The sequence below is a fragment of the Pseudonocardia sp. Ae150A_Ps1 genome, assembly GCF_001932315.1.
In the GTDB taxonomy this organism is placed as follows: Bacteria; Actinomycetota; Actinomycetes; order Mycobacteriales; family Pseudonocardiaceae; genus Pseudonocardia.
The window spans coordinates 259,390-281,296 of record NZ_MCIJ01000001.1 but is presented as its reverse complement, the minus strand read 5'-3'; the positions used below and the strand labels follow the sequence as shown (position 1 = coordinate 281,296).

The 21,907-nt window shown below is 73.7% G+C and carries 20 protein-coding genes and 1 pseudogene; 16 read left to right on the top strand and 5 right to left on the bottom strand.

Features of this window, described 5'->3' with window-relative positions:
* Positions 1-192: 192 nt before the first annotated feature.
* A complete protein-coding gene (locus Ae150APs1_RS01195) occupies positions 193-1,896 on the bottom strand; it encodes a class I adenylate-forming enzyme family protein (protein ID WP_075295179.1) in 1,704 nt (567 codons plus the stop codon).
* A 197-nt stretch (positions 1,897-2,093) separates the two neighbouring features.
* Between Ae150APs1_RS01195 and Ae150APs1_RS01190 the strand changes: the two genes are divergently transcribed.
* A complete protein-coding gene (locus Ae150APs1_RS01190) occupies positions 2,094-3,182 on the top strand; it encodes an AbrB family transcriptional regulator (protein ID WP_075295177.1) in 1,089 nt (362 codons plus the stop codon).
* Here the strand turns inward: Ae150APs1_RS01190 and Ae150APs1_RS01185 are convergent.
* On the bottom strand, positions 3,179-4,075 hold the full coding sequence (locus tag Ae150APs1_RS01185) for an ABC transporter substrate-binding protein (RefSeq protein WP_075295175.1): 897 nt from the start codon (positions 4,073-4,075) through the stop codon (positions 3,179-3,181). The two genes, Ae150APs1_RS01190 and Ae150APs1_RS01185, sit on opposite strands and share 4 nt — an antisense overlap.
* Positions 4,076-4,157: 82 nt before the next feature.
* Between Ae150APs1_RS01185 and pgm the strand changes: the two genes are divergently transcribed.
* The 4 genes from pgm (at position 4,158) to Ae150APs1_RS01155 (ending at position 9,391) form a co-directional block, all read left to right on the top strand.
* Positions 4,158-5,795 carry a phosphoglucomutase (alpha-D-glucose-1,6-bisphosphate-dependent) gene (gene pgm, locus Ae150APs1_RS01180; RefSeq protein ID WP_075295172.1) on the top strand — a complete coding sequence of 546 codons (1,638 nt, stop codon included), beginning with the start codon at positions 4,158-4,160 and terminating at the stop codon, positions 5,793-5,795.
* Between the two features lie 22 nt (positions 5,796-5,817).
* Positions 5,818-6,564, top strand: coding sequence for a polyphosphate--glucose phosphotransferase (ppgK, locus tag Ae150APs1_RS01175; RefSeq protein ID WP_075295170.1), 747 nt, complete (start codon positions 5,818-5,820; stop codon positions 6,562-6,564).
* Between the two features lie 21 nt (positions 6,565-6,585).
* Positions 6,586-7,023, top strand: coding sequence for a hypothetical protein (locus Ae150APs1_RS32510; RefSeq protein ID WP_083679860.1), 438 nt, complete (start codon positions 6,586-6,588; stop codon positions 7,021-7,023).
* Between the two features lie 1,723 nt (positions 7,024-8,746).
* Positions 8,747-9,391, top strand: coding sequence for a TetR/AcrR family transcriptional regulator (locus Ae150APs1_RS01155; RefSeq protein WP_075295168.1), 645 nt, complete (start codon positions 8,747-8,749; stop codon positions 9,389-9,391).
* A gap of 12 nt (positions 9,392-9,403) precedes the next feature.
* Here the strand turns inward: Ae150APs1_RS01155 and Ae150APs1_RS01150 are convergent, their stop codons facing one another.
* Together Ae150APs1_RS01150 and Ae150APs1_RS01145 are read right to left on the bottom strand one after the other, a co-directional pair.
* Positions 9,404-9,949 (bottom strand): dihydrofolate reductase family protein, encoded by a 546-nt coding sequence (locus tag Ae150APs1_RS01150; protein WP_075295166.1) that lies wholly within the window; start codon positions 9,947-9,949, stop codon positions 9,404-9,406.
* Positions 9,950-10,016: 67 nt separating this feature from the next.
* Positions 10,017-11,459, bottom strand: coding sequence for a mannitol dehydrogenase family protein (locus tag Ae150APs1_RS01145; RefSeq protein WP_249266165.1), 1,443 nt, complete (start codon positions 11,457-11,459; stop codon positions 10,017-10,019).
* Between the two features lie 278 nt (positions 11,460-11,737).
* On the opposite strand from Ae150APs1_RS01145, the gene Ae150APs1_RS01140 reads away from it, so the two are divergent.
* The 11 genes and pseudogenes from Ae150APs1_RS01140 (at position 11,738) to Ae150APs1_RS33160 (ending at position 21,229) form a co-directional block, all read left to right on the top strand.
* Positions 11,738-12,433: a TetR family transcriptional regulator gene (locus Ae150APs1_RS01140; RefSeq protein WP_349289863.1), complete on the top strand. Its 696-nt coding sequence runs from the start codon at positions 11,738-11,740 to the stop codon at positions 12,431-12,433.
* Positions 12,430-12,681, top strand: coding sequence for a TetR family transcriptional regulator C-terminal domain-containing protein (locus Ae150APs1_RS34485; RefSeq protein WP_349289862.1), 252 nt, complete (start codon positions 12,430-12,432; stop codon positions 12,679-12,681). The genes Ae150APs1_RS01140 and Ae150APs1_RS34485 overlap by 4 nt, the downstream gene beginning before the upstream one ends.
* Entirely contained in the window at positions 12,678-13,571 is an 894-nt protein-coding gene (locus Ae150APs1_RS01135) for a 3-keto-5-aminohexanoate cleavage protein (protein WP_075295162.1), read from the top strand. Before Ae150APs1_RS34485 ends, Ae150APs1_RS01135 begins: the two co-directional genes overlap by 4 nt.
* On the top strand, positions 13,564-14,577 hold the full coding sequence (locus Ae150APs1_RS01130; protein ID WP_075295160.1) for a 3-hydroxyacyl-CoA dehydrogenase NAD-binding domain-containing protein: 1,014 nt from the start codon (positions 13,564-13,566) through the stop codon (positions 14,575-14,577). The genes Ae150APs1_RS01135 and Ae150APs1_RS01130 overlap by 8 nt, the downstream gene beginning before the upstream one ends.
* On the top strand, positions 14,574-15,056 hold the full coding sequence (locus Ae150APs1_RS01125; RefSeq protein ID WP_075295158.1) for a thioesterase family protein: 483 nt from the start codon (positions 14,574-14,576) through the stop codon (positions 15,054-15,056). Before Ae150APs1_RS01130 ends, Ae150APs1_RS01125 begins: the two co-directional genes overlap by 4 nt.
* A gap of 56 nt (positions 15,057-15,112) precedes the next feature.
* Entirely contained in the window at positions 15,113-16,663 is a 1,551-nt protein-coding gene (locus tag Ae150APs1_RS01120; protein ID WP_075295156.1) for an ABC transporter substrate-binding protein, read from the top strand.
* Between the two features lie 5 nt (positions 16,664-16,668).
* Positions 16,669-17,631 (top strand): ABC transporter permease, encoded by a 963-nt coding sequence (locus Ae150APs1_RS01115; RefSeq protein ID WP_075301538.1) that lies wholly within the window; start codon positions 16,669-16,671, stop codon positions 17,629-17,631.
* On the top strand, positions 17,628-18,485 hold the full coding sequence (locus Ae150APs1_RS01110) for an ABC transporter permease (RefSeq protein WP_029239908.1): 858 nt from the start codon (positions 17,628-17,630) through the stop codon (positions 18,483-18,485). Before Ae150APs1_RS01115 ends, Ae150APs1_RS01110 begins: the two co-directional genes overlap by 4 nt.
* Entirely contained in the window at positions 18,482-20,071 is a 1,590-nt protein-coding gene (locus Ae150APs1_RS01105; RefSeq protein WP_075295154.1) for an ABC transporter ATP-binding protein, read from the top strand. The genes Ae150APs1_RS01110 and Ae150APs1_RS01105 overlap by 4 nt, the downstream gene beginning before the upstream one ends.
* A gap of 7 nt (positions 20,072-20,078) precedes the next feature.
* A pseudogene (locus Ae150APs1_RS33165) lies at positions 20,079-20,684 on the top strand (serine hydrolase domain-containing protein); the annotation flags it as partial.
* Between the two features lie 260 nt (positions 20,685-20,944).
* Positions 20,945-21,229 (top strand): beta-lactamase family protein, encoded by a 285-nt coding sequence (locus Ae150APs1_RS33160; protein WP_249266608.1) that lies wholly within the window; start codon positions 20,945-20,947, stop codon positions 21,227-21,229.
* Between the two features lie 6 nt (positions 21,230-21,235).
* Here the strand turns inward: Ae150APs1_RS33160 and Ae150APs1_RS01095 are convergent, their stop codons facing one another.
* Positions 21,236-21,835: a malonic semialdehyde reductase gene (locus tag Ae150APs1_RS01095; protein ID WP_010240500.1), complete on the bottom strand. Its 600-nt coding sequence runs from the start codon at positions 21,833-21,835 to the stop codon at positions 21,236-21,238.
* Between the last annotated feature and the right edge of the window lie 72 nt (positions 21,836-21,907).

Here is a 21,907-nt window from a genome sequence, read left to right as displayed (position 1 = left end):
GACCCGGACCGTCCCCGACTCGGCTCGGCCCGCTCCGCCGCCCGCTCCCCCGCCGGCCGCTCCCCCCGCCGGCCGCCCGGCCGCTCGGCTGCTCCGCCGCTCGGCCGCTCGGCCGCTCGGCCGCTCCGACGTCAGGCGACGCCATGTGCCGCCAGTGGCGCCAGTGGCGTCACGCGCTGCGCCGGACCACGGTCAGCCCGCGGTGAACCCGTCCCGCAGCTCCCGCTTGCGCACCTTCCCGGTCGCCGTCCGCGGCAGCGGTTCGACGGTCCACCGCACGTGCGCGGGCACCGCGAACCCGCCGACCCGCTCCGCGACGGCCGAGCGCACCGCGTCGTCGTCGGGGGCCGTGCCGGGCGACACCCGGACGATCGCCGCGACCTCCTCGCCGAGCCGCGGGTGCGGCACGCCGACGACGGCCGCCTCGACGACGCCCGGCACCTCGTGGATCGCCGCCTCGACCTGCGCCGAGTAGATGTTCTCGCCGCCGCGGAGCACGACGTCCTTGAGCCGGTCGACGACGTACACCCAGCCGTTGGTGACGTGCCCCAGGTCGCCGGTGCGGAACCAGCCGTCGGTGAAGGCGGCCGCGTCGGCGTCCGGGTCGTTCCAGTAGCCGCGCACGATGTTCGGTCCGCGGAACCACAGCTCGCCGACCTCGCCGTCGGGAAGCGCCTCCCCCGCCGGCCCGGCGATCCGCAGGTCCGCCCCCGGCGCAGGCCTGCCCACGCTGTCCGGGCGGGCCGCGTAGTCGGAGCCGGTGTTCGCGCAGATCGCCGACGTCGTCTCGGTGAGGCCGTACCCGTTCGCCGTACCGGCACCGAGCTCGCGGCCGATCCGGGTCACCAGCTCCGGCGGTACCGGCGCACCGCCCATCCCGAACATCCGCAACGACGCCAGGTCGGCCGGATCCGCGCCGTCGACGAGCTCGGCGGTGGTCGAGGGAACGCCGTTGGACCGGGTCAGCCGCTCTTCGCGGACGACCGACCGTGCCGCGACCGGGTCCCAGCGGTGCAGAGTGGCCAGCTTGGACCCGCCGAGCACCGCGCCGACCAGCCCGTTGATGCCCGCGATGTGGAACATCGGGTACATCAGCAGCGTGCCCTGCTGCCCGGGGGGCGGCTCTGCGCCGGTCAGGAGCGCGGTGGCCCGGGCCTGCAGCGCGACGTTGAGCAGGTTCGTCACGTGGTTGAGGTGCGTCCCCACGGCACCCTTGGGACGGCCGGTGGTGCCCGAGGTGTAGAGGATCGTGGCGTCGTCGCCGACGTCCGGGGCGGGAAGCCCGTCGAGCGTGCCGGGGCCGTCCGTGCGCAGGCCGAGCGCCTCCCAGTCGACGACGCCCGCAACGGCCGCAGCCGGCACGTCCCCGCGGACGCGGATCACCGGGACCGCGCGTGGCGGCCCCTCGTCCGCAGACCACGCCGTCGTGAGTGCCGCGGCCCGCTCCGGATCCGCCACCACGACCCGTGCTCCCGAGTCGGCGACGGCCCACGCGAGCTCGGGCGCGCTCCACCACGCGTTCAGCGGAACGGTCACGAGTCCCGCGACCTGCACGGCGAAGAACGCGACCGGCCACTCCGGGAGGTTGCGCATCGCGATCGCGACCCGGTCCCCGCGGCGCAGCCCGAGCCCGTCGATGAGATGCCGCGCCAGGTCCGCGACCAGCGACCGGTGCGCGCCGTAGGTGAGCCGTTCCCCGTGGTGCACGGTGAAGATCCGCTCCGGCCACGTGGCCGTCGTCTCCCACAGCTCGCGCAGCGTGTGCGGGCCGCGCCGGTACACCCGCACCGGGCGCCCGCCACCGGCAGCGACGGTCTCCAGCTCGAACTCCCCGCCCGGTCCGGTCAGACCCGCGATCACCGGTCCCAGCCCGATCTCGTCGGCGTGCTCCGCCATCGGCGCACCTCCTCGCCCGTGAGTCTCGCCCGTCCGTATCGCCCGTCGGCCTCGCCCGTCCTGCCGACCCGCGTCGCCCGTCCGTACTACCCCGTCCGCGCCGGGACCGAAAGTACTTGTCCCGCGCCAACGACCGTGGCCGGTTTCACCGGGACACCTCCCGTGGCCGACGCCTAGGCTGAACCGGTGATCGCACGGTGACGGCGCCCGGGCGCCTCCGGAGTTTCCCCTGGTGGCGATGGCTGCTGCTCGCCGCGCTCACCGTCGCCGCCACGGTCGCGCTCGACGCACTCGACGTCCCCTCCCCGGCGCTGTTCGCCGGGTTGTTCGTGGCGACGGTCCTCGCCCTCGCCGGGCTCGGCCCCACGCGGGTCGCGCGACCGGCCACCGCCGGTTCCCAGGCGGTGATCGGCATCGTCATCGGGCTGCTGGCCCGCCCGGAGACGCTCGCGACCGTCGCGACGCAGTGGATCCCGGTGCTCGTCATCAGCCTGTTGACGCTCCTGGTCAGCATGGGTGCGGGCCTGCTGATGGGGTTGCAGCGCGGTGTGACCCCGCTGACCGGGATGCTCGCGCAGACCGCAGGCGGGGCATCCGGCCTGGTCGCCATCAGCCGCGAGCTCGGCGGTGACGAGCGCACCGTCGCCGTCATCCAGTACCTCCGCGTCGGGCTGGTGACCGCGACGATGCCCGTCGTCGCCGCGCTGGCCTACGGCGCACAGGTCGCGGAGCCCGCCGGCAGCCCGCCCGGCGGTCCTGCCGCACCCTGGTGGATCGGCCTCGGTGTGACCGTGGCCTGCGTCGTGATCGGCGTCCCGCTCGGACGCGTCACCCGGGTGCCCGCCGGCTCGCTGCTGGGGCCGATGGTCGTCGCGCTGGTGATCAGCCTGGCCGGGTTCTCCTTCGACGCGTCCGTGCCCCTGCCGATCGTCGACGTGGCCTACGCCGTCATCGGCTGGCAGGCCGGGCTCCGGTTCACCCGCGCGGCGCTCGGGACGGTGGTCCGGGTGCTGCCGCTGGCCACCGCACTGATCCTCGCCGTCGTCGCGGTCTGCGCCGGTCTCGGGCTCCTGCTGTCGCACTTCACGGGGATGACCCCGCTCGAGGGCTACCTCGCGACCACGCCCGGGGGGATCTACGCGGTCCTGGCGACGGCGATCTCGTCCGGGGCCGACGTCACGACCGTCGTCGCGGTGCAGGTACTGCGGGTGATCCTGATGCTGATGGTCGCGCCGTGGATCGCCCGGTTCGTCGGCCGACGGCTCGGCGCGGGCGCACGCACCTAACGGACGCGCTCGGTCCGCCCCGGCGGCGGTTCCGCGACGGTCCCGGGGTGCAGCGCCGCCGCGATCGCCTCGACCCCGTCGACCAGCCGGGGCCCTGCCCGCACCACGAGCCCCGCCGAGTCGATCGCGTGCACCGGCACCCCGGCCGGGACGCGGTCGAGCACCGCACGGGCCTGGGCCACCGCGTCGTCCAGGCCGAACCCGCAGGGGGCGACGAGCACCGCGTCGACGTCGCCGGGGAGCGTCTCCCACCCGACGCCGACACTGCGCCCGCCCGGGTCCCCCGCCACCGGGACGCCGCCCGCGGCGGTGACCAGGTCGGGCACCCAGTGCCCGGGCAGGAACGGCGGGTCGGTCCACTCCAGCACCAGCACGCGCGGCGCGGGACGGTCCCGCACCGCTGCCGCCACCGCCACGGTGACGGCGTCCAACCGGTCGGTCAGCACCCCCACCAGCTCCGCGGCCACCGCCGGTACCCCGGCCGCCGCGCCGACGTCGGCGATCATCGCGAGGACGTCGGTGAGCCGGTGCGGGTTCAGCGACAGCACCTCCGCACGGGTGCCGAGCGCGGCCTGCGCCTCGGCGACGGTGGCGCCGGGCAGCGCGCAGACCGCGCACAGGTCCTGGGTCAGGATCAGCGTCGGATCCGCGGCGGCGAGCGTCGCGCCGTCGACCTCGTACATCGGGAGTCCGGCCGCGGCGCGGGACCGGACGACGGCGTCGATCTCACCCGGCGTCGCGCCGTGCGGGAGCGCGGTGTCGACGACGACCGGGACCCGGTCGCGGACACCGGGCGGGTCGTCGCACTCGAAGGTGACACCGACCAGACGATCGGCCAGCCCGAGCCGGCCTGCGATCTCGGTGCCCGCGGGCAGCAACGACGCGATCCGCACGAGGACGAGCGTAGGTGCTGCGACCACACCCGCCCATGCGGCAGTGTGTGCAGTCCGAACGATACGGACGGAAGGACGACGCATGTCCGTGCACGAGCGCGCCGGGACGCCGGCCCGCCCCGAGGACCTCATCGACGTGGACGCGCTGCTCGCCGCGTACCGGGAGACCCACCCCGACCCGAAGGTCGACGTCCAGCGGGTCGCGTTCGGCACCTCGGGGCACCGGGGCTCGGCATTCACCGCCACGTTCAACGACGACCACATCGCCGCGACCAGCCAGGCGATCGTCGAGTACCGGGCGGGGCAGGGCATCGACGGCCCGCTGTTCCTCGGCTGGGACTCGCACGCGCTGTCCGAGCCGGCGTGGCTCACCGCCGCCGAGGTCTTCGCCGCGAACGGGGTCGAGCTGATGATCGATTCGCGGGACGGTCTGACCCCGACACCCGCGATCTCGCACGCGATCCTCGTGACCAATGCCGGCCGGTCGCAGCACCTCGCCGACGGCGTCGTCGTCACCCCGTCGCACAATCCGCCCGCCGACGGTGGTTTCAAGTACAACCCGCCGGACGGCGGCCCGGCCGGCACCGAGGCGACGTCCTGGATCGCGAACCGGGCGAACGAGCTCCTGGAGGCCGGGCTCTCCGGGGTCCGGCGGACGGCGTCGTTCGAGGCCGGCCGGTACGACTACCTCGGCGAGTACGTCGCCCAGCTCGACCAGGTCCTCGACATGGACGCGATCCGCGACGCCGGCGTCACCATCGGCGCCGACCCGCTCGGCGGGGCCTCGGTCGACTACTGGGGTGTCATCGCCGAGCGCTACGGCCTCGACCTGACCGTCGTGAACCCGTCGGTCGATCCGGCGTTCGGGTTCATGACCCTCGACTGGGACGGCAAGATCCGGATGGACTGCTCGTCGCCGTACGCGATGGCGTCGCTGCGCAGTCGGATGGAGGCCGACCCGGCGCCGTTCCGGATCGCGACGGGCAACGACGCCGACGCCGACCGGCACGGCATCGTCACCGCCGACGGCGGGCTGATGAACCCGAACCACTACCTGGCCGTCGCGATCGGCTACCTGTTCGCGCACCGCCCCGGCTGGCCGGCCACGGCCAGGATCGGCAAGACCGCGGTCAGCTCGTCCATGATCGACCGGGTGGCCGCCGACCTGGGCCGGACGCTGGTCGAGGTGCCGGTCGGTTTCAAGTGGTTCGTTCCCGGCCTGCGGTCCGGGGAGATCGGGTTCGGGGGTGAGGAGAGCGCCGGGGCCTCGTTCCTGCGCCGCGACGGTTCGCCGTGGAGCACCGACAAGGACGGCCTCCTGCTCGCCCTGCTCGCCTCCGAGATCACCGCGGTGACCGGGCGCACGCCCAGTGAGCACTACCGGGACCTGACCGGCCGGTTCGGTGAGCCGGCGTACGCCCGCACCGACGTCGCGTGCTCCCGCGAGGACAAGGCCGCGCTGTCGAAGCTCGACGCGTCCGCGGTCACCGCGACCGAGCTCGCCGGCGACCCGATCACCGCGAAGCTGACGCGCGCGCCCGGCAACGACGCCCCGATCGGCGGCCTGAAGGTCGCCACCGAGGCGGGCTGGTTCGCGGCCCGGCCCTCCGGGACCGAGGACGTCTACAAGGTCTACGCCGAGAGCTTCCGCGGCGCGGACCACCTCGCGGCCGTGCAGTCCGAGGCCCGCGAGGTCGTCGCCGCCGCACTCGGTTCCTGAGCCCTGAGAGAGGATCACCTTCGTGAGCAAGAAGCACGGACTCGGTTTCGGGATCGACATCGGCGGGTCCGGCATCAAGGGCGCACCGGTCGACCTGCACAAGGGGAAGCTGGCCGACGACCGGGTCAGGATCCCGACCCCGCAGCCGTCGACACCGGAGGCGGTCGCCGAGACGGTCAAGCAGATCCTCGACGAGTTCGACTGGAAGGGGCCGTTCGGCTGCACCTTTCCCGCCGTCGTCCAGCACGGGGTGACCCGCACGGCGGCCAACGTGGATCCGTCGTGGATCGACTGCGACGCCGCCGCGGTGCTGCGCAAGGTCACCGGACGGGACGCCCTGCTGGTCAACGACGCGGACGCGGCCGGCGTCGCCGAGGTCGAGTTCGGCGCGGCGGGTGCGAAGTCCGGCGTCGTACTCCTGGCGACCCTCGGCACCGGGATCGGGAGCACGCTCATCGCGGACGGGCATCTCGTCCCGAACACCGAGTTCGGGCACCTCGAGATCGACGGGTTCGACGCCGAGAGCCGTGCCGCCGACTCCGCCCGCGAACGCGAGGACCTCGACTGGGAGCAGTGGGGCGAGCGCCTGACGCGGTACTTCACACACGTGGAGAACCTCGTCTGGCCGGACCTGATCGTCGTCGGCGGCGGCGTCAGCAAGCGGTTCGACAGGTGGTCCCCGTACGTCCGGACGCGGACCACGATCGTCCCGGCGACGCTCCTGAACGAGGCCGGCATCATCGGCGCCGCGCTGCTGGCGCACGGCTGAGGACCGGTCCCGCGGAGCCCGGTGTCGTCGCTCAGGCGGCCGTCGCTGCAGTTCGCGGGGCAGCAGGGCGTCGAGGATCGGGCCGGGATCGACCGCGTCGCCGTACCAGTCCGGGGTGAGGGAGACGCGGTCGATCTGCAGGTCGGCCCTGGTGTTGATCTCGACGATCGCGGCCGCGGCTCCGCTCAGCGGCGGACCGAGGGGGCTGACCGGGGTACCGTCCGGGCGGCGGAAGTCCCAGGCGTCCGCGCGGTAGCGGATCCGGTAACCGGCGTCGTGCACGAGCCGATGGTGGTAGCTGCAGAGCAGTACGAGATTGTCGATGTCCGTCGCTCCCCCGCTCAGCCACGACCGCACATGATGGGCGTGCAGATGACGGGTGTGGTCGCAGCCGGGGAAGCGGCAGCCACCACCATCCGCGGCGTCGCGCGCGGTGAGCGCAGCGATCTGGGCCGGTGACGCCAGGCGACGGGATCTCCCCAGGTAGAGCCGGTTCGTCGCCCGGTCACCGAGCAGGACCTGGACACGGGCGTCGCAGGCGAGGCGCTCCGCGGTCGTCGTGGGGATCTCGGGTCCGCCCGCCAGCCGTGCGGTGCCGGAGCCGACGTCCATGTGGACGACGACCTGGGCACTCCCGCGCGTGACCACCGGCCCGGCCGCACCGGGGCCGTCGCCGTGCCGGACGAGTTCGAGCAGCGCGTCCGCGCGACGCGCCGCCGTCCGGTCCACCGCCGGGCCGGGTTCCTGCTCCCGGCCCTGGTCCAGGAGATCCGCCGAACGCCCGGCCGGGGACGTCCCGGCCGGAGTGGGCGGCGGGACCAGCGCCTCGATCGCGGCGATCAGCGCCGCGCCGTCCTCGGGAGTGAAGCGGCCACGCAGGACGAGCGAGCCGTCGACGTCGTGGTGCCAGCTCAGCGAACGACGCGCCGCGGTGTCGACCGGTGGGGTGGTCCGGCGTCGCACCGCACGCACCACCGTCTCGACGTGACTCGCGGTCGACGACATGGCCAGCTCGAGCATCACACGCTCGGCCGTCTCGACATCGGCCACCGTGGGTTCCGGCCGCGGCGACGGCACGGATTCGGCACTGCCGGACCTGCATTCGCCCGCCCCGCCGTCGACAGTCTCACGCTGGGGCGGCGTGGCGCCGCAGGGCGATGCGCCGTCACCGATGGCTGTGCTCTCGACGGGCTCTGTGCTCTCGCCGCGCTCCGTCTCCTCACCGATCACCGCTGTCCCCCCGGTGATCGCTCCGCCACCGGGCTGCGCCTCCACACCGGGCTGCGCGTCCACACCGGGCTGCGCCTCCCCGCCGGCCGCCACCCCTACCGCCGCGGCAGCGCGGGTGAGGGCTGCGCCGTCCGCGCCGGTCACCCGGGTGATCGCGCGAACCTTCGAGTACGACAGGCGCCCCGCGGCGAACTCCGCCGTGACCAGCGGCAGGTTCTCCAGAGCACGGGCGACGCGCAGGTGCTCGGTCGCGGTCCGCAGGCTCATCCCCGCACGCCAGGTCAGCCAGTGGGCGCACGACCGGATGCCGACGCCGCACCATCCGCCGCGCCGGTCGAACTCGGCGAGCAGCTGCAGGAAACGGCACTCCGCCGCGGCGATGTGGCCCGCGAGCCCCAGCAGCTCGGACTCCAGGACGGGCAGGCTCAACCCGGGGAACGCATCGGACGAGGGCGTGGTGAGAGACATGCGGACGCTCCCAGCGGTATCGCACTGATGTTCGAACGAGTGTCGCAGCGGGGCCCGACAGTCTCGCCCGGTCCGTGAGATCGCGTTCCGCGGAACGCACCGCGCGGAACCCGCATGGCGGGCAGCGCACTCGCAGAGACGTGCGCGACGGACCATGCGGAACCCGTCGACCGGCACTCGCGCACCCGGCCACAGGGACGCGATTCGGCGAGGAGCGACGAGGCGGGTGGCGCCTCGGGACCGCGTTCCGCGGAACGCGGATCCCCCGCCGGACGGCGTCGGCGACGGGGTCGAGCGACCCGACGGCGACTGCGCGTCGCACCGCCGACGATGCCGTGCGGACCCGTCAGCACCCGGTGGTGGCCGACCGCGGGGAAGCGCCCGATCGGACCGTGCCGCACGATAGTTTGCTGTGCTCACGACTTTGCGCGCACACTGCAGGGACTGCACACGTGCAGCCCCCGCACGAAGGAGAGGTGACGCGATGATCGGCACGACCGTCGCGGAGCAGGAGCAGCATTGCTCGGGTCTGCGGGAACGCAAGAAGCTGCGCCTCCGCCACGCGCTGCGCGTGGCCGCGCTCGAGCGAGCCCGCAGCCAGGGGCCGGAGCACTTCACCGTGGAGGAGGTCTGCGCCGACGTCGACGTCGCCCCGCGGACGTTCTTCAACCACTTCCCGTCGAAGGACGCCGCGCTGTTCGACTGGGACGAGGTGTCGCTGGCCGAGCTGGCGGCCGAGGTCCGGACCAGGCCGGAGCCGTCCGCACTGGCCGCCGCGACCGCCGTCCTCGGTGATCTCGCCGGCACACTGACGACCAGCCCGGTCTGGCACGACCAGCTCGAGCTGCTGCGCACCCACCCCGAGCTGAACGGCCGGATGGCCCGGGTCGGCCGGACCGTCGAGGAGACCGTCGCCGGAGCGCTGGCCGAGCGGGACGACATGCCGGAGCCCGAGCTGTCGCACCGGATCGCCGCGGCGACGGCGATGGCCGTCCTGCAGGTCACCGTCGCGACCTGGCTGTCCGAGCAGGAGGCCCCGGACGCGCGCGCGGTCCACACCCGGGTCCTCGACGCGGCACGCCAGGCGGTCGCGACACTGGATCGCGACCGGACCGCACCGGCGTCCTGAGCCGGCGCGCGCTCAGGTCGCGGGCGGCCCGTAGGTCATCCTGACCACGCCGTTCTCGTAGGCCTCGGTCTCCACCAGCCGCAGCGGGATCCGCTGCCCCGCGGCGAACAGCCGCTCGCCCGCACCCAGCGCGACCGGGTAGACGAACAGGTTGAGCGTGTCGACCAGCCCGTCGGCGAGCATCGCCCGCACCAGGGTGGCGCTGCCGCTGACGTAGATGCCGCCGTCGACCGAGTCCTTCAGCGCCTGGATGCGCGTCGGGTCGTACGGGCCGAGCACGGTCGAGTTCTCCCACTCCAGCGGATCGGCCAGTGTGGACGTCACGACGTGCTTCGGCGACCCGTTGAAGAACGCCGCGCCGGACTCCTCGTCGTGCCCGCGCGCCGACCACGCCGGGTAGAACGCCTCGTACGTGGTGCGCCCCAGCAGGATCGCCTGGTCGCAGAGCTTCCCGATGGCAGCACCCATCCCGTCGGTGAAGCCGTACTCGGCCGTCCACGACGGATCCTCGATCACGCCGTCGAGACTGATGAACTCGTGCACGTCGATGGTTCCCATGGTGTCTCCCCGGATCGGGCGGATGCGTCAGTACCTGGGACCGGAGACGTGCCGGATTCTCATCGGTTCATCCGATGTCGGCGACGGTCGCGGCCGCCCCGCGCTCGTAGAGCGACTCCAGCGCCCTGCGGAACGCGCCGGCGAAGCGCTCGTCGTCGGCCAGGTCGCCGAAGACAGGCCGGTACCGCAGGAAGGTCAGCGGCTCGGAGCGCTCCCGCACCGCGAGCGGGGTCAGCTCGTCGGCGAGCCGGTCCTGCTGCTCGATCGCCTCGCCCTGCTCGTCGGAACCCTCGGCGTACCGGCACCACCCCGCGACGACGGCGGCGGCCCGGTCCACCGGTCCCCCGGCCGCGAGCTGCTCCCGCACGACCGGCAGCAGGAAGATCGAGATCCGGTCGGAGCTGCCGTAGTTGATCCGCTTCAGGGTGTCGGCGACGCCCGGGTTCGCGAACCGCGACAGGAGCGTGTCCTTGTACTCGTCGAGGTCGATGCCGGGGACCGGCCGGAGGGTCGGCGTGGCCTCGGCGTCCATGTAGCCGCGCAGGAACGTCGCGAACGTCGGGTCCTGGGCGACCTCGTGCACGTAGCGGTGCCCCGCGAGGTAGCCGAGGTAGCCCAGCGCCTGGTGGGTGGCGTTGAGCAGCCGCAGCTTCATGAACTCGTAGGGCACGACGTCGTCGACGACCTGCACACCGACCCGCTCGAACTCCGGGCGGCCCGCGGCGAAGTCGTCCTCCAGCACCCATTGGGTGAAGGGCTCGCAGACCACCGGCCAGCCGTCGCGCAGGCGGAACCGCTCCTCGAGGGCGGCGCGGTCGGAGTCCGCGGTGGCGGGGGTGATCCGGTCGACCATCGAGTTCGGGAAGGTGACCTGCCCGGCCGCCCAGGCCCCCAGTTCGGCGTCGCGCAGCTGGGCGACGCCGGTGAACACCCGCCGGGCGGTGTCGCCGTTGCCCTGCATGTTGTCGCAGCTCATGATCGTGAGCGGGCCGGTGCCGCGCTCGCGCCGGCGGGCCAGCGCCTCGACGACGAGGCCGAACGCGCCGCTCGGCGCACGCCCCGCGGCCATCGACTCCAGGTCGTCCCGGACACCGGGGAAGTCCGGGTCGAACTCACCGGTCTTCTGGTCGATCGCGTAGCCGCCCTCGGTGATCGTCAGCGACACGATCCGCGTGTCCGGGTGGGCGATCCGCTCGATCACCGCCTCCGGGTCGTCCGGGGCGAACAGGTAGTCCACCAGCGACCCGACGACGCGCGGCGACAGCGATCCGTCGGGCTCCTTGCGGACCAGGGTGTACAGCCCGTCCTGGGCTGCCATGACGCCGCGCATGCGCTCGTCGGACGACAGGACGCCGACCCCGCAGATCCCCCACTCGCGGGCCTCCCCGGCGGTGAGCAGCGAGTCCACGTACATCGCGAGATGCGCCCGGTGGAACCCGCCGACCCCGATGTGGACGATGCCGGTGCGCACCCCCGCCCGGTCGTAGCCCGGGACGTCCACCCCCTCCACGCCCTCGGTCCAGATCGCGGGTCTCGTCCAGCGAGCGCATGGTTGCCTCTCCCCCGGTCGGCTACGTCGGCAGTGGCGACCCTACCGTTCACCGCGCGACCGTGCGGACCGGTAGCGCAATCTGAGCGGCGCACCGGTCGGACATCGCAAACACGCTCTGAGCTGAACGTATGCGAATCGTTATTTGCGGCTTTCGCAAGCCCGGCCTACGGTTCCGGATCGTGCACCCCTCACGTCCGTCCGCCCGCAGCGGCTCCACCCCCGGAGACCCCGCACCGGTGGACGCGACGCAGGGGGACGCGGTGGTCGCCTCCCGGGTGCGTGAACTGCTCGAACGGGACGGCTGGACACAGCGGCGGTTCGCCGCGGCGATCGGGCTGGACGAGACGAAGCTGTCCAAGTCGCTCGCCGGGCGCCGCCGGTTCGCCGCCGGGGAGCTCGTCGCGATCGCCGACGTCACCGGGGAGACCGTCAACCGGCTCCTGCACGGCCGGGACGACACCCGCACCCACACGGCCGTCCCGGGCGGTGCGGCCGCGACCACCAGCGCCGCGTCCGCCGGCGCCCCCACGACCCGGGGCTCCCGGGAGACCCGCCGCCGGATCCTGGACGCCGCGTGGCGGCTCATCGCCGACCGCGGCTACCACCGGGTGCGGACGGCCGACGTCGCGCACGCGTGCGGCACGAGCCCGGCGGCGATCCACTACCACTTCCCCACCCGCTCCGAGCTGCTCGACGAGGCGTTGCGGCACAACGTGAAGCTCGCCTTCGACCGGCAGGTCGCCGCGCTCGGCGAGATCACCGACCCGCACCGGCGGCTGCTGCGCCTGATCGACCTGCAGCTCCCCGAGGGCGAGCTGCTGCGCCGCGAGTGGTCCATCTGGATCCAGGTCTGGGCCGAGTCGGCGATCGACCCGGCCCGGCGCGAGCTCTACTGGGACTCTACGACCGCTGGTACCGCAGCGTCGCCATGACGCTCGCCGACGGCGCCGCGACCGGCGTCTTCGTGCCCGGCGCCGACGGTCTCGCACGCCAGCTCACCGCGCTCGTCGACGGCCTGGGCATCCAGGTCCTCGCCGGTACCCCCGGCACCGGGCCGGACGGTATGCGCGCGGTGCTGCACGACTACATCGACCGGGCCGTGCTCGCGGCGCCGGGACGACCCGCACCACCCCCACGCGACTCCACACAGGACGAGCCACACAGGACGGAGAACGGATGAACCGTGACGTCATCGTCACCTGCGCGGTGACCGGGGCCGGAGACACGGTGGGCCGCAGCCCGCACGTGCCCATCACCCCGGCCGCGATCGCCGCCGACGCGATCGCCGCCGCCCGCGCCGGCGCCGCCGTCGTGCACATCCACGTGCGCGACCCCGAGACGGGCGACCCGTCGCGGGCGGTGGAGCTCTACCGCGACACCGTCACCCGGATCCGCGACTCGGGTGTCGACGTCGTGCTGAACCTGACCGCCGGCATGGGCGGCGACCTCGTGATCGACGCCGAGGACCCGCTCAAGCCGGTCGACGGCACCGACCTGGTCAACGCCCTCGATCGGCTCCCGCACGTCGAGGAGCTGCTCCCCGACATCTGCACGCTCGACTGCGGATCGCTGAACTTCGGCGAGGGCAACCAGCTCTACATCTCGACGCCGGACATGCTGCGCACCAGCGCGAAGCGGGTGCAGGAGCTCGGTGTGAAGCCGGAGCTCGAGATCTTCGACACCGGGCAGCTGTGGTTCGCCACCACCCTGGTCGAGGAGGGCCTGATCGACGCCCCGCCGCTGTTCCAGCTGTGCATGGGCATCCCCTACGGCGCTCCCGCCGACCCCGGCGTCCTGGCCGCGGAGGTGAACATGCTCCCCGAGGGCGCGAACTTCGCGTCGTTCGCGATCGGCCGCAACCAGCTGCCGTGGGTGGCGCAGTCGATCCTGGCCGGTGGCCACGCCCGGGTCGGGCTCGAGGACAACCTCTACCTGTCCCGCGGGGTCAAGGCGACGAACGAGCAGCTCACCGAGCGCGCCGTGCAGATCGTGCAGGACCTCGGCGCGACGGTGGCGACACCGGACCGCGCCCGCGAGATCCTGGGTCTGAAGGAGCGCGCCGGTGCCTGAGCAGCGTCCCGTCACGCGTCCCGTCACGGAGATCCGGACCGTCGCCTGCATCGGCGCCGGTGTCATCGGGGGCGGCTGGGCCGCCTACTTCCTGTCCCGCGGGCTGACGGTGCGGGCCTGGGACCCGGCGCCGGACGCCGGCGACAAGCTCCGCCGCCTGATCGACGCCGCGTGGCCCGCGCTCACCGAGCTGGGCCTCGCCGAGGGTGCCGACCCGTACGCGATCGAGCTGTTCGACACCGCGGCCGAGGCCGTGGCCGGTGCGGACTTCGTGCAGGAGAGCGCGCCGGAGGACCTGGCGCTCAAGCGCTCGCTGCTGGCCGAGCTGGCCGCGGCAGCGGGGCCGGGCGTCGTCGTCGCGTCGTCGACGTCGGGTTTCCCGATGTCCGACATGGCCGTCGACGCCGCCGACCCCGGTGCGCTCGTCGTCGGGCACCCGTTCAACCCGCCGTACCTGATCCCGCTGGTCGAGGTCGTCGGCGGGGAGAAGAGCGAGGCCTGGGCGTCCTCCGCCGCGGCGGAGTTCTACCGGCACATCGGCAAGTCCGTGATCGAGATGGAACGGGAGCTGCCCGGGTTCATCGCGAACCGGCTGCAGGAGGCCATCTGGCGCGAGGCGCTGCACATGGTCGCCGAGGGCGAGGCCACCCCGGAGGAGATCGACCGCTCGATCACCGACGGACCGGGGCTGCGCTGGCCGGTGCACGGGCCCTGCCTGACCTTCCACCTGGCCGGCGGCGAGGGCGGCATGGCACACATGCTCGACCACTTCGGACCGTCGCTGAAGGCGCCGTGGACCCGGCTCGACGCCCCCGAGCTGACCACCGCGCTGCGGGACGACATGGTCGCCGGGGCCGAGGTCAGCGCCGGCGGCCGCCCGATGGCCGAGCTCGTCGCCGAGCGGGACCGGGCGGTGATCGCCGTCCGGCGGGCCGTCGATACGGCCCGGGCAGCAGGCACGGCGGGAAGGGCGGGCTCGCCGTCCGGGGAGACGGGCCGACCGTGACCGAACTGGTGCACACCGACGTGGTCCGTCCGGAGTGGATCGACTACAACGGACATCTCTCCGAGCCGTACTACGTCCTGGTGTTCGGGGACGCGACGACGGCGCTGATGGACCGCGCCGGGATGGACGAGGCCTACCGGGCGGCGAGCGGCTGCTCGCTGTACACGGTGGAGGCGCACGTGCGGTACCTGAGCGAGGTCGGCCCCGACGCCGCCCTCGAGGTGCGCACGCGCGTGCTCGGACGCGACGCCAAGCGGCTGCGGCTCTGGCACGAGCTGCACGTCGACGGCCGGCTCGCGGCCACCGAGGAGCTCATGTGCCTGCACGTGGGCGCCGACGGCACGCGGCCGTTCCCGGACGACGTCGCCGTCGCCCTCGACGGGCTCACCGGCGGCGACGTGACCGAACCGGAGCACGCCGGACGGTCGATCGCGCCGGTCGGCACCGGCGGAACGGCGGTGAACCGGCCCCCGACCTGAGCCCGCGACCGCGGCCCCGGGTCCTCCCCGGGGCCCAGCCCCGAGGAGACAGTTTCATGATCAGCCCGACAGCGGCGCCGTTCACCCGGCGCCGCCTGCTCGGCGGAGCGGCCGGTCTGGCCGCAGCGGCGTTCCTCGCCGGCTGCGGCGGGCCGGCCGCGGCCCGGGACGCCGGACCGCCCCGCCGCGGCGGCGTGCTGCGGGGCGGTGTGACCGGAGGCGGCGCCTCCGACACCCTGGACCCGCACAGCCCCGCGACGAACCCGGACATCGCCCGCACCCTCAGCCTGTACGAGCCGCTCCTGCACTGGGACGACGCCTACACGCTGCAGCCCGCCGTCGCCGAGGCGGTGCGCCCCGACCCCGGGGCCCGCACCTGGACCGCGACGATCCGCTCCGGCATCACCTTCCACGACGGGCGCCCGGTCACCCCGGACGACGTCGTCGCCACCTTCCGGCGGATCACCGACCCGGACGACCCCAAGTCCGGCGCGTCGCAGCTCGGCATCCTCGACGACGTCGTCGTGGCCGGTGACCGGCAGGTCCGGTTCGTACTGAGCGAGCCGTCCCCCGTGTTCGACCAGTACCTGGCCGAGTACTCCTGCGGGATCGTGCCCACCGACTTCGATGTCGAGCGCCCGGTCGGCACCGGCGCGTTCCGGTTCGAGTCGTTCGCCGCCGGGCAGCAGAGCGCGTTCGTCCGGTACGACGGGTACTGGCGACCCGACCAGCCCTGGGTCGACCGGCTCGAGCTGATCAACTTCTCCGAGGACGACGCCCGGATCAACGCGTTGCTCTCCGGCCAGGTCGACGCGATCGACCAGGTCCCGCTCTCGCTCACCGAGGTGGTCGGGGCGTACGAGTCCGTCCGGCTGCTGACCTCGGAGACCGGGGGCTGGCTGCCCTTCACGATGCGGGTCGACGTCGCCCCGTTCGACGACGTCCGGGTCCGGCAGGCGCTGCGCCTGATCGCCGGCCGCGACGAGATGGTCAACCAGGTCCTCTCCGGCCTCGGCACCCACGCGTCCGACCTGTACGCCCGGTTCGACCCCGAGTACCTGGACCCGCGGCGCGAGCAGGACATCGAGCGGGCCCGTGACCTGCTCTCCGCGGCCGGGAAGCCGAACCTGTCGCTGGAGCTGGTGACCTCGCCGATCCAGGCGGGCGCCGTCGAGGCGGCCCAGGTGTACGCCACCCAGGCCCGCGCCGCCGGCGTCGAGATCGGGTTGCGCCGGGTGGACACCTCCACCTTCTTCTCCGACCAGTACCTGCAGTGGGAGTTCGCGCAGAGCTTCTGGAACACCCGCAACTACATCCCGCAGGCCTCGCAGTCGTCGATGCCCGACGCGCCGTTCAACGAGACGCACTGGGACGACGCCGAGTACCAGGGTGTCATCCGGCGGGCCCGGTCCGAGGTGGACACGACCCTGCGTGCGCAGCTCGTGCGCCGCGCCCAGCAGATCGAGTTCGACCGCGGCGGCTACCTCATCTGGGGGTACCCGGACCGCGTCGACGCGCACCAGGCCTATGTCGGCGGGCTCGTCCCGAACCGCACCGGGCTGTCGCTGTCCGGGTACGAGTTCCGGAAGGCGTGGGTGAACGCATGAACGTCCTGACGAAGATGATCCTGCGCCGGCTGCTCGTGAGCGTGCTGGTGCTGTTCGTCGTCTCGGTGCTGATCTTCGGGGCGACCCTGCTGCTGCCCGGTGACCCGGCGCGGGCCATCCTCGGCCAGCAGGCCACCCCGGAGCGGATCGCCGCGCTGACCGAGCAGCTCGGGCTCGACCGTCCGGCCTGGGAGCGCTACTTCTCCTGGCTCGGCGGGATCCTCACCGGTGACCTCGGCTTCTCCGCGGCCACCCAGGGCCCGGTCGGCGAGCTGCTCGGGGGCCGGATCGCGGCGTCCGCGCTGCTCCTGGTGGTCACCGCGGTGATCTCCACCCCGATCGCGCTCGCGCTCGGCGCGTGGGCGGCCGTGCGGCGCGGCACCCGGACCGACTCCGGGGTGTCGGGGTTCAGCCTGGTGCTGGCCGCGCTGCCCGAGTTCGTCATCGGTGTGCTGCTCGTGGTCGTGTTCGCGACGTCGGTGTTCCGGATCCTGCCCTCGGTCACCATCGCCCGGCCCGGCGAACCGGTGTGGGCCCGGCCCGAGCAGCTGGTGCTGCCGGTGCTGACGCTCGCGCTCGTCGTCGTGCCGTACGTGGTGCGGATGACCCGGGCGACGCTGTCGGAGACGCTCGACGCCGGGTTCGTCGAGATGGCCCGGCTCAAGGACCTGCCCGAACGCACCGTGCTGGTGCGGCACGCGGTCCCGCACACGATCGGCCCGGTGGCCCAGGTGATCGCGATGCAGCTGGCCTGGCTGGCCGGTGGCGTGGTCGTCGTCGAGTTCCTGTTCCGCTACCCCGGCATCGGCGAGGCGCTCATCGACGCCGTCGCCAACCGCGACGTCCAGGTGGTCCAGGCGATCACCCTGATCATCGCCGCGTTCTACGTGCTGGTGAACCTCGCCGCGGACGTCGCCGGGATCCTCGCCGACCCGCGGATCCGGACCGCCTCCGGAGGTGTCTCGTGAGTGCTCCCGCTGTTCCCGCAGGACTGCTGCGGCGGACCTTCCGCCGCCGCCAGGCCCGGATCGGGGCCGTGCTGACCCTGGTCGTCGTCGTGATCGCCCTGCTCGGGCCGGTGCTCGGCCCACTGCTGACCGGGTACGGCGTCGACGACTTCGCCGGGCGCCCGTTCCGGCCCGACGGTCTCGCCGGGACCGACGACCTCGGCCGCGACGTGTTCGTCCGGTTCCTCGCGGGCGGCGGCCCGGTGCTGCTCTACGCGCTGGCCGCGACCGCGATCGGCATCGTCGGCGGCGCCGTGCTGGGGATGCTCGCCGGGTACTCCGGCGGGCGGCTCGACTCGCTGATCATGCGTGGCGGCGACGTGCTGCTGTCGTTCCCGCAGCTGGTGCTGGCACTGCTGGCGGTCGCCGTGCTGGGGTCGTCGGGCTGGCTGCTCGTGCTGGTCATCGGCATCACGCACATCCCGCGCGTCGCCCGTGTCGCGCGGCAGGCGACGCTCGCGGTCGCCGGCCAGGACTACGTGCTGGCCGCGCGGATGTACGGCGTCCCGCGGCGGCGGATCCTCGCCACCGAGGTGCTGCCCAACATCACCGGCCCGCTGATGGTCGAGCTGGGCCTGCGGCTGACCTACTCGATCGGCTACGTCGCGTCGCTGTCGTTCCTCGGCCTCGGCGTGCAGCCGCCGGCCGCCGACTGGGGCCTGCAGATCAACGAGAACCGGATCGCGCTGATCGTCGCGCCGTGGGGTGTGCTGCTGCCGGTGCTCGCGATCGCGATCCTCACCGTCGGCACGAACATGATCACCGACGCGCTCGCCAAGGAGTCCGCGGACACGACCGGGGAGGCCGGAGCATGACCGGTACGGCCAGTTTCACGATCGAGTGCACCGGCCTGCGGGTCGCCACCACCGGCGGCCGCGAGGTGCTGCACGGGGTGGACTTCGCCGTCGCCCCGGGCGAGATCCTCGCCCTGGTCGGCGAGTCCGGGTCCGGGAAGACGACGGCCGCGCTCGCCGCGCTCGGCCACTTCCGGGACGGGCTCGCCTGCACCGGTGGGAGCATCGCGTTCCACGGACACTCGGAGACCCACGACGACCTGCTCGCCGCGGACCCGGTGACGATGCGCGGTGTCCGCGGGCGGCTGGTGACCTACGTCCCGCAGGACCCGGCGCTGTCGCTGAACCCGCTGCTGCGGGTCGGCACCCAGGTCGCGGAGGTGCTCCAGGCCCACGGTTTCGACGGCGACGTGGCCGCCCGGGTGCGGGAGGTGCTGTCCGACGTCGGTCTCCCGACCGACGACACGTTCCTGCGCCGCTACCCGCACCAGCTCTCGGGCGGGCAGCAGCAGCGGGTCGGGATCGCGGCGGCGTTCGCGAACCGGCCCGACGTCGTCGTGCTCGACGAGCCGACGACCGGCCTGGACGTCACCACCCAGGACCTGGTCCTCGACACCGTGCGCGATCTCGTGACGCGCTCGGGGACCGCCGCGCTCTACATCACGCACGACCTCGCCGTCGTCGCCGGGCTGGCGGACCGGGTGACGGTCATGCAGGGCGGCGAGGTGGTGGAGACCGGACCGGTCCGGCAGATCCTCACCGCACCGGAGCACCCGTACACGCGGGCGCTGATCGGCGCGGTCCCGGACCTGGACCGCGCCGTGGACCGGGACCCGTCGCCGTCGGGCGACGGGGCACCGCTGCTGCGGATGTCGGGTGCCGGGAAGCGGTACGGGCCGAAGACGGTGCTCGACGGCGTCGATCTCGAGCTGTGGCCCGGCGAGTGCCTGATGCTGCTCGGCGAGTCCGGCTCCGGGAAGACGACGCTGGCCCGTGGCCTGTCCGGGCTGCTCCCGCTCGACGCCGGGACGCTGACCCTCAAGGGCGACGAGCTCACGACGCCGCGCAGCTACGCGCAGCTGCGGAGCGTGCAGTACGTGTTCCAGAGCCCGTTCGCCTCGCTCAACCCGCGGCGGACGATCGCGAGCTCGCTGGAGGTGCCGCTGCGGCACCTCACCGATCTCGACGCCGACGCGCGCGGCGCCCGGGTGCTCGACATGCTCGGGCAGGTCCGGCTCGACGAGTCGTTCGCGCAGCGCTACCCGGGCGGGCTGTCCGGCGGGGAGCGGCAGCGCGCGGCGATCGCGCGGGCGTTGGTGACCGCCCCGGACGTGCTGGTGTGCGACGAGGTGACGTCCGCGCTGGACGTGTCGGTCCAGGCCAGCATCATCGAGCTGCTGGCGCTGGTGCGCCGGGAGCTGGGCACGGCGATGCTGTTCGTGACGCACAACATCGCGCTGGCCCGTGAGGTCGCGGACCGGATCGCGGTGCTGCAGGACGGGCGGATCGTCGAGCAGGGCACGGTCGACGAGGTGCTCGCGAACCCGCAGCACGAGTACACGCGCCAGCTGCTGGAGCACACCCCCTCGATGGCCGAGGTCCGGTGACGGCACGGTGACGGTGACGGTGCAGCATCGGGTGCACGGCACGGTCGCCCGCGGGTTCGGTCCGGTGGCGGACGCGTTCGCCGGCGTCCTCGCGGGCGCCCGGGGCGGTGCCGCGTTCTCGGTGGTCCGGGACGGTGAGCCGCTGGTGGAGCTGCACGGTGGGCTCGCCGACCCGGACACCGGACGCCCGTGGGACACCGGCACGGTCGCGGTCCTGTTCTCCGGCACCAAGGGCCTCGCGGCGACGGCGTGCGCGGCGCTGGCGGACCGGCTCGACCCGGACGCGCCGGTCGCGCGGTACTGGCCGGAGTTCGCCGCGGCGGGCAAGGGCACGGGCGAGGGCGGCAGCACGGCCGACGGCACCGTCACGGTGGCGCAGGTCCTCTCGCACACCGCGGGACTCCCCTACGTCGATCCGGAGCCGGTCCCGGCGGCGGGGCTGGACGACCGCGCCTCGGCGGCGGCGCTGGCCCGGCAGCCGACCCTGTGGGTGCCGGGCAGCCGGGTCGCGTACCACGCCCTGACCTGGGGGAACCTGGTGGCCGAGCTGCTGCGCCGGGTCACCGGGTCCGATCCGCGGACCGTCGTCGAGGACGTCGTCGCGCGGGTGCCGGGGGCCTGGGTGCACCTCGCGTCGCCGCCGACGTCCCCGGCCCGGATCGTCCGGGCGGAGGGCTACCGGATCTCGACGTTCCTGCACGACGAGGAGCGCCGCCGCACCGTCGAGCGGATGTACCGGGTGCTGCTCGACGACGCCGAGACCGTCAACACCCCGGCCTGGTACCGGTCCGGGGCGCTCGCCGGTGCGGGCGTCGCGGGTGCCCGGCGGTCGCGCGGCTCTACGGCGCGCTCGCCGACCCGGACCGCTCACCGGTGCCGGCGGCCGCCCTGGACCGGGCGACCCGCACCCACGCCGAGGGGTTCGACGCCGTCAACGACCGGCCGCTCCGGTTCGGGCTCGGCTACGAGCTGGCCGACCCGATCGGCACCTTCGGTCCCGAGCCGGTCGCGTTCGGGCACAGCGGTGCGGGCGGCGGCCGGCACGGGGCATGGCCGGAGCGCGGGATCGGCTTCTCGTTCCTCACCAACGAGATGCGCGCCGAGGACACCGACGACCGCGCGTCGGCGCTCCTCGGCGCGCTCCACGCGTGCCTGTGAGGGCTGTCAGGCGAAGGAGAGCACGTCGTCGGCGGCCAGGCGGGGCAGCCGCGGGTGCCAGGCGTCCGTGGCGGGGTGGCCGAGGTTCACGACGAGCAGCACCCGGTGCTGCCCGCCGGGGAAGAACTCGTCGGTGACGGCGTCGGCGTCGAAGCCCGCCATCGGGCCGGCGGCGAGGCCGTGCGCGCGGGCGGCGAGCAGGAAGTAGCCGGCCTGCAGGCTGGCGTTGAACCGGGCCATGCCCTCGCGCCCGGTGCGGCCCTGCTCCTCGAGGCTCTCCCGCATCCCCGGCTTCACCGGGAACGTGACCGGGGTGTGTTCGTGGAAGTCGAGGTCCGCCGCGAGCAGCGCGACGACGGGTGCGGCCTCGGACTTGGCGCGGTTCCCCTCGGCCAGCAGCGGGAGCAGCCGCTCCTTGCCGGAGCCGGAGCGCACGTACGTGACCCGCAGCGGCTGGGTGTTGGCGGCGGTCGGCGGCCACTGGGCCAGCTCCCACACCGCGCGCAGCGTCTCGTCCGGCACCGGCTCACCGGTGAAGGTGTTCGCGGTGCGGGCGTCGGTGAACAGCGCGGCGCGCCCCGTCTCGTCGAGGAGGGGCAGGTCCACGGGGGAAGCGGTCTGAGCAGTCACGAACCGTGGAACGTTCAACGACCCGGGGCGGATTCCGCGTTGCGGGGT

What these genes read in the sequence shown, in the direction of transcription:
- Ae150APs1_RS34485 (WP_349289862.1), top strand. Translation starts at nt 12,430, where the DNA reads ATGACGCTCGCCGACGGCGCCGCGACCGGCGTCTTCGTGCCCGGCGCC.
- Ae150APs1_RS01155 (WP_075295168.1), top strand. Translation starts at nt 8,747, where the DNA reads ATGATCGGCACGACCGTCGCGGAGCAGGAGCAGCATTGCTCGGGTCTG.
- Ae150APs1_RS01105 (WP_075295154.1), top strand. Translation starts at nt 18,482, where the DNA reads ATGACCGGTACGGCCAGTTTCACGATCGAGTGCACCGGCCTGCGGGTC.
- pgm (WP_075295172.1), top strand. Translation starts at nt 4,158, where the DNA reads ATGTCCGTGCACGAGCGCGCCGGGACGCCGGCCCGCCCCGAGGACCTC.
- Ae150APs1_RS01135 (WP_075295162.1), top strand. Translation starts at nt 12,678, where the DNA reads ATGAACCGTGACGTCATCGTCACCTGCGCGGTGACCGGGGCCGGAGAC.
- Ae150APs1_RS01150 (WP_075295166.1), bottom strand. Translation starts at nt 9,949, where the DNA reads ATGGGAACCATCGACGTGCACGAGTTCATCAGTCTCGACGGCGTGATC.
- Ae150APs1_RS01195 (WP_075295179.1), bottom strand. Translation starts at nt 1,896, where the DNA reads ATGGCGGAGCACGCCGACGAGATCGGGCTGGGACCGGTGATCGCGGGT.
- Ae150APs1_RS01120 (WP_075295156.1), top strand. Translation starts at nt 15,113, where the DNA reads ATGATCAGCCCGACAGCGGCGCCGTTCACCCGGCGCCGCCTGCTCGGC.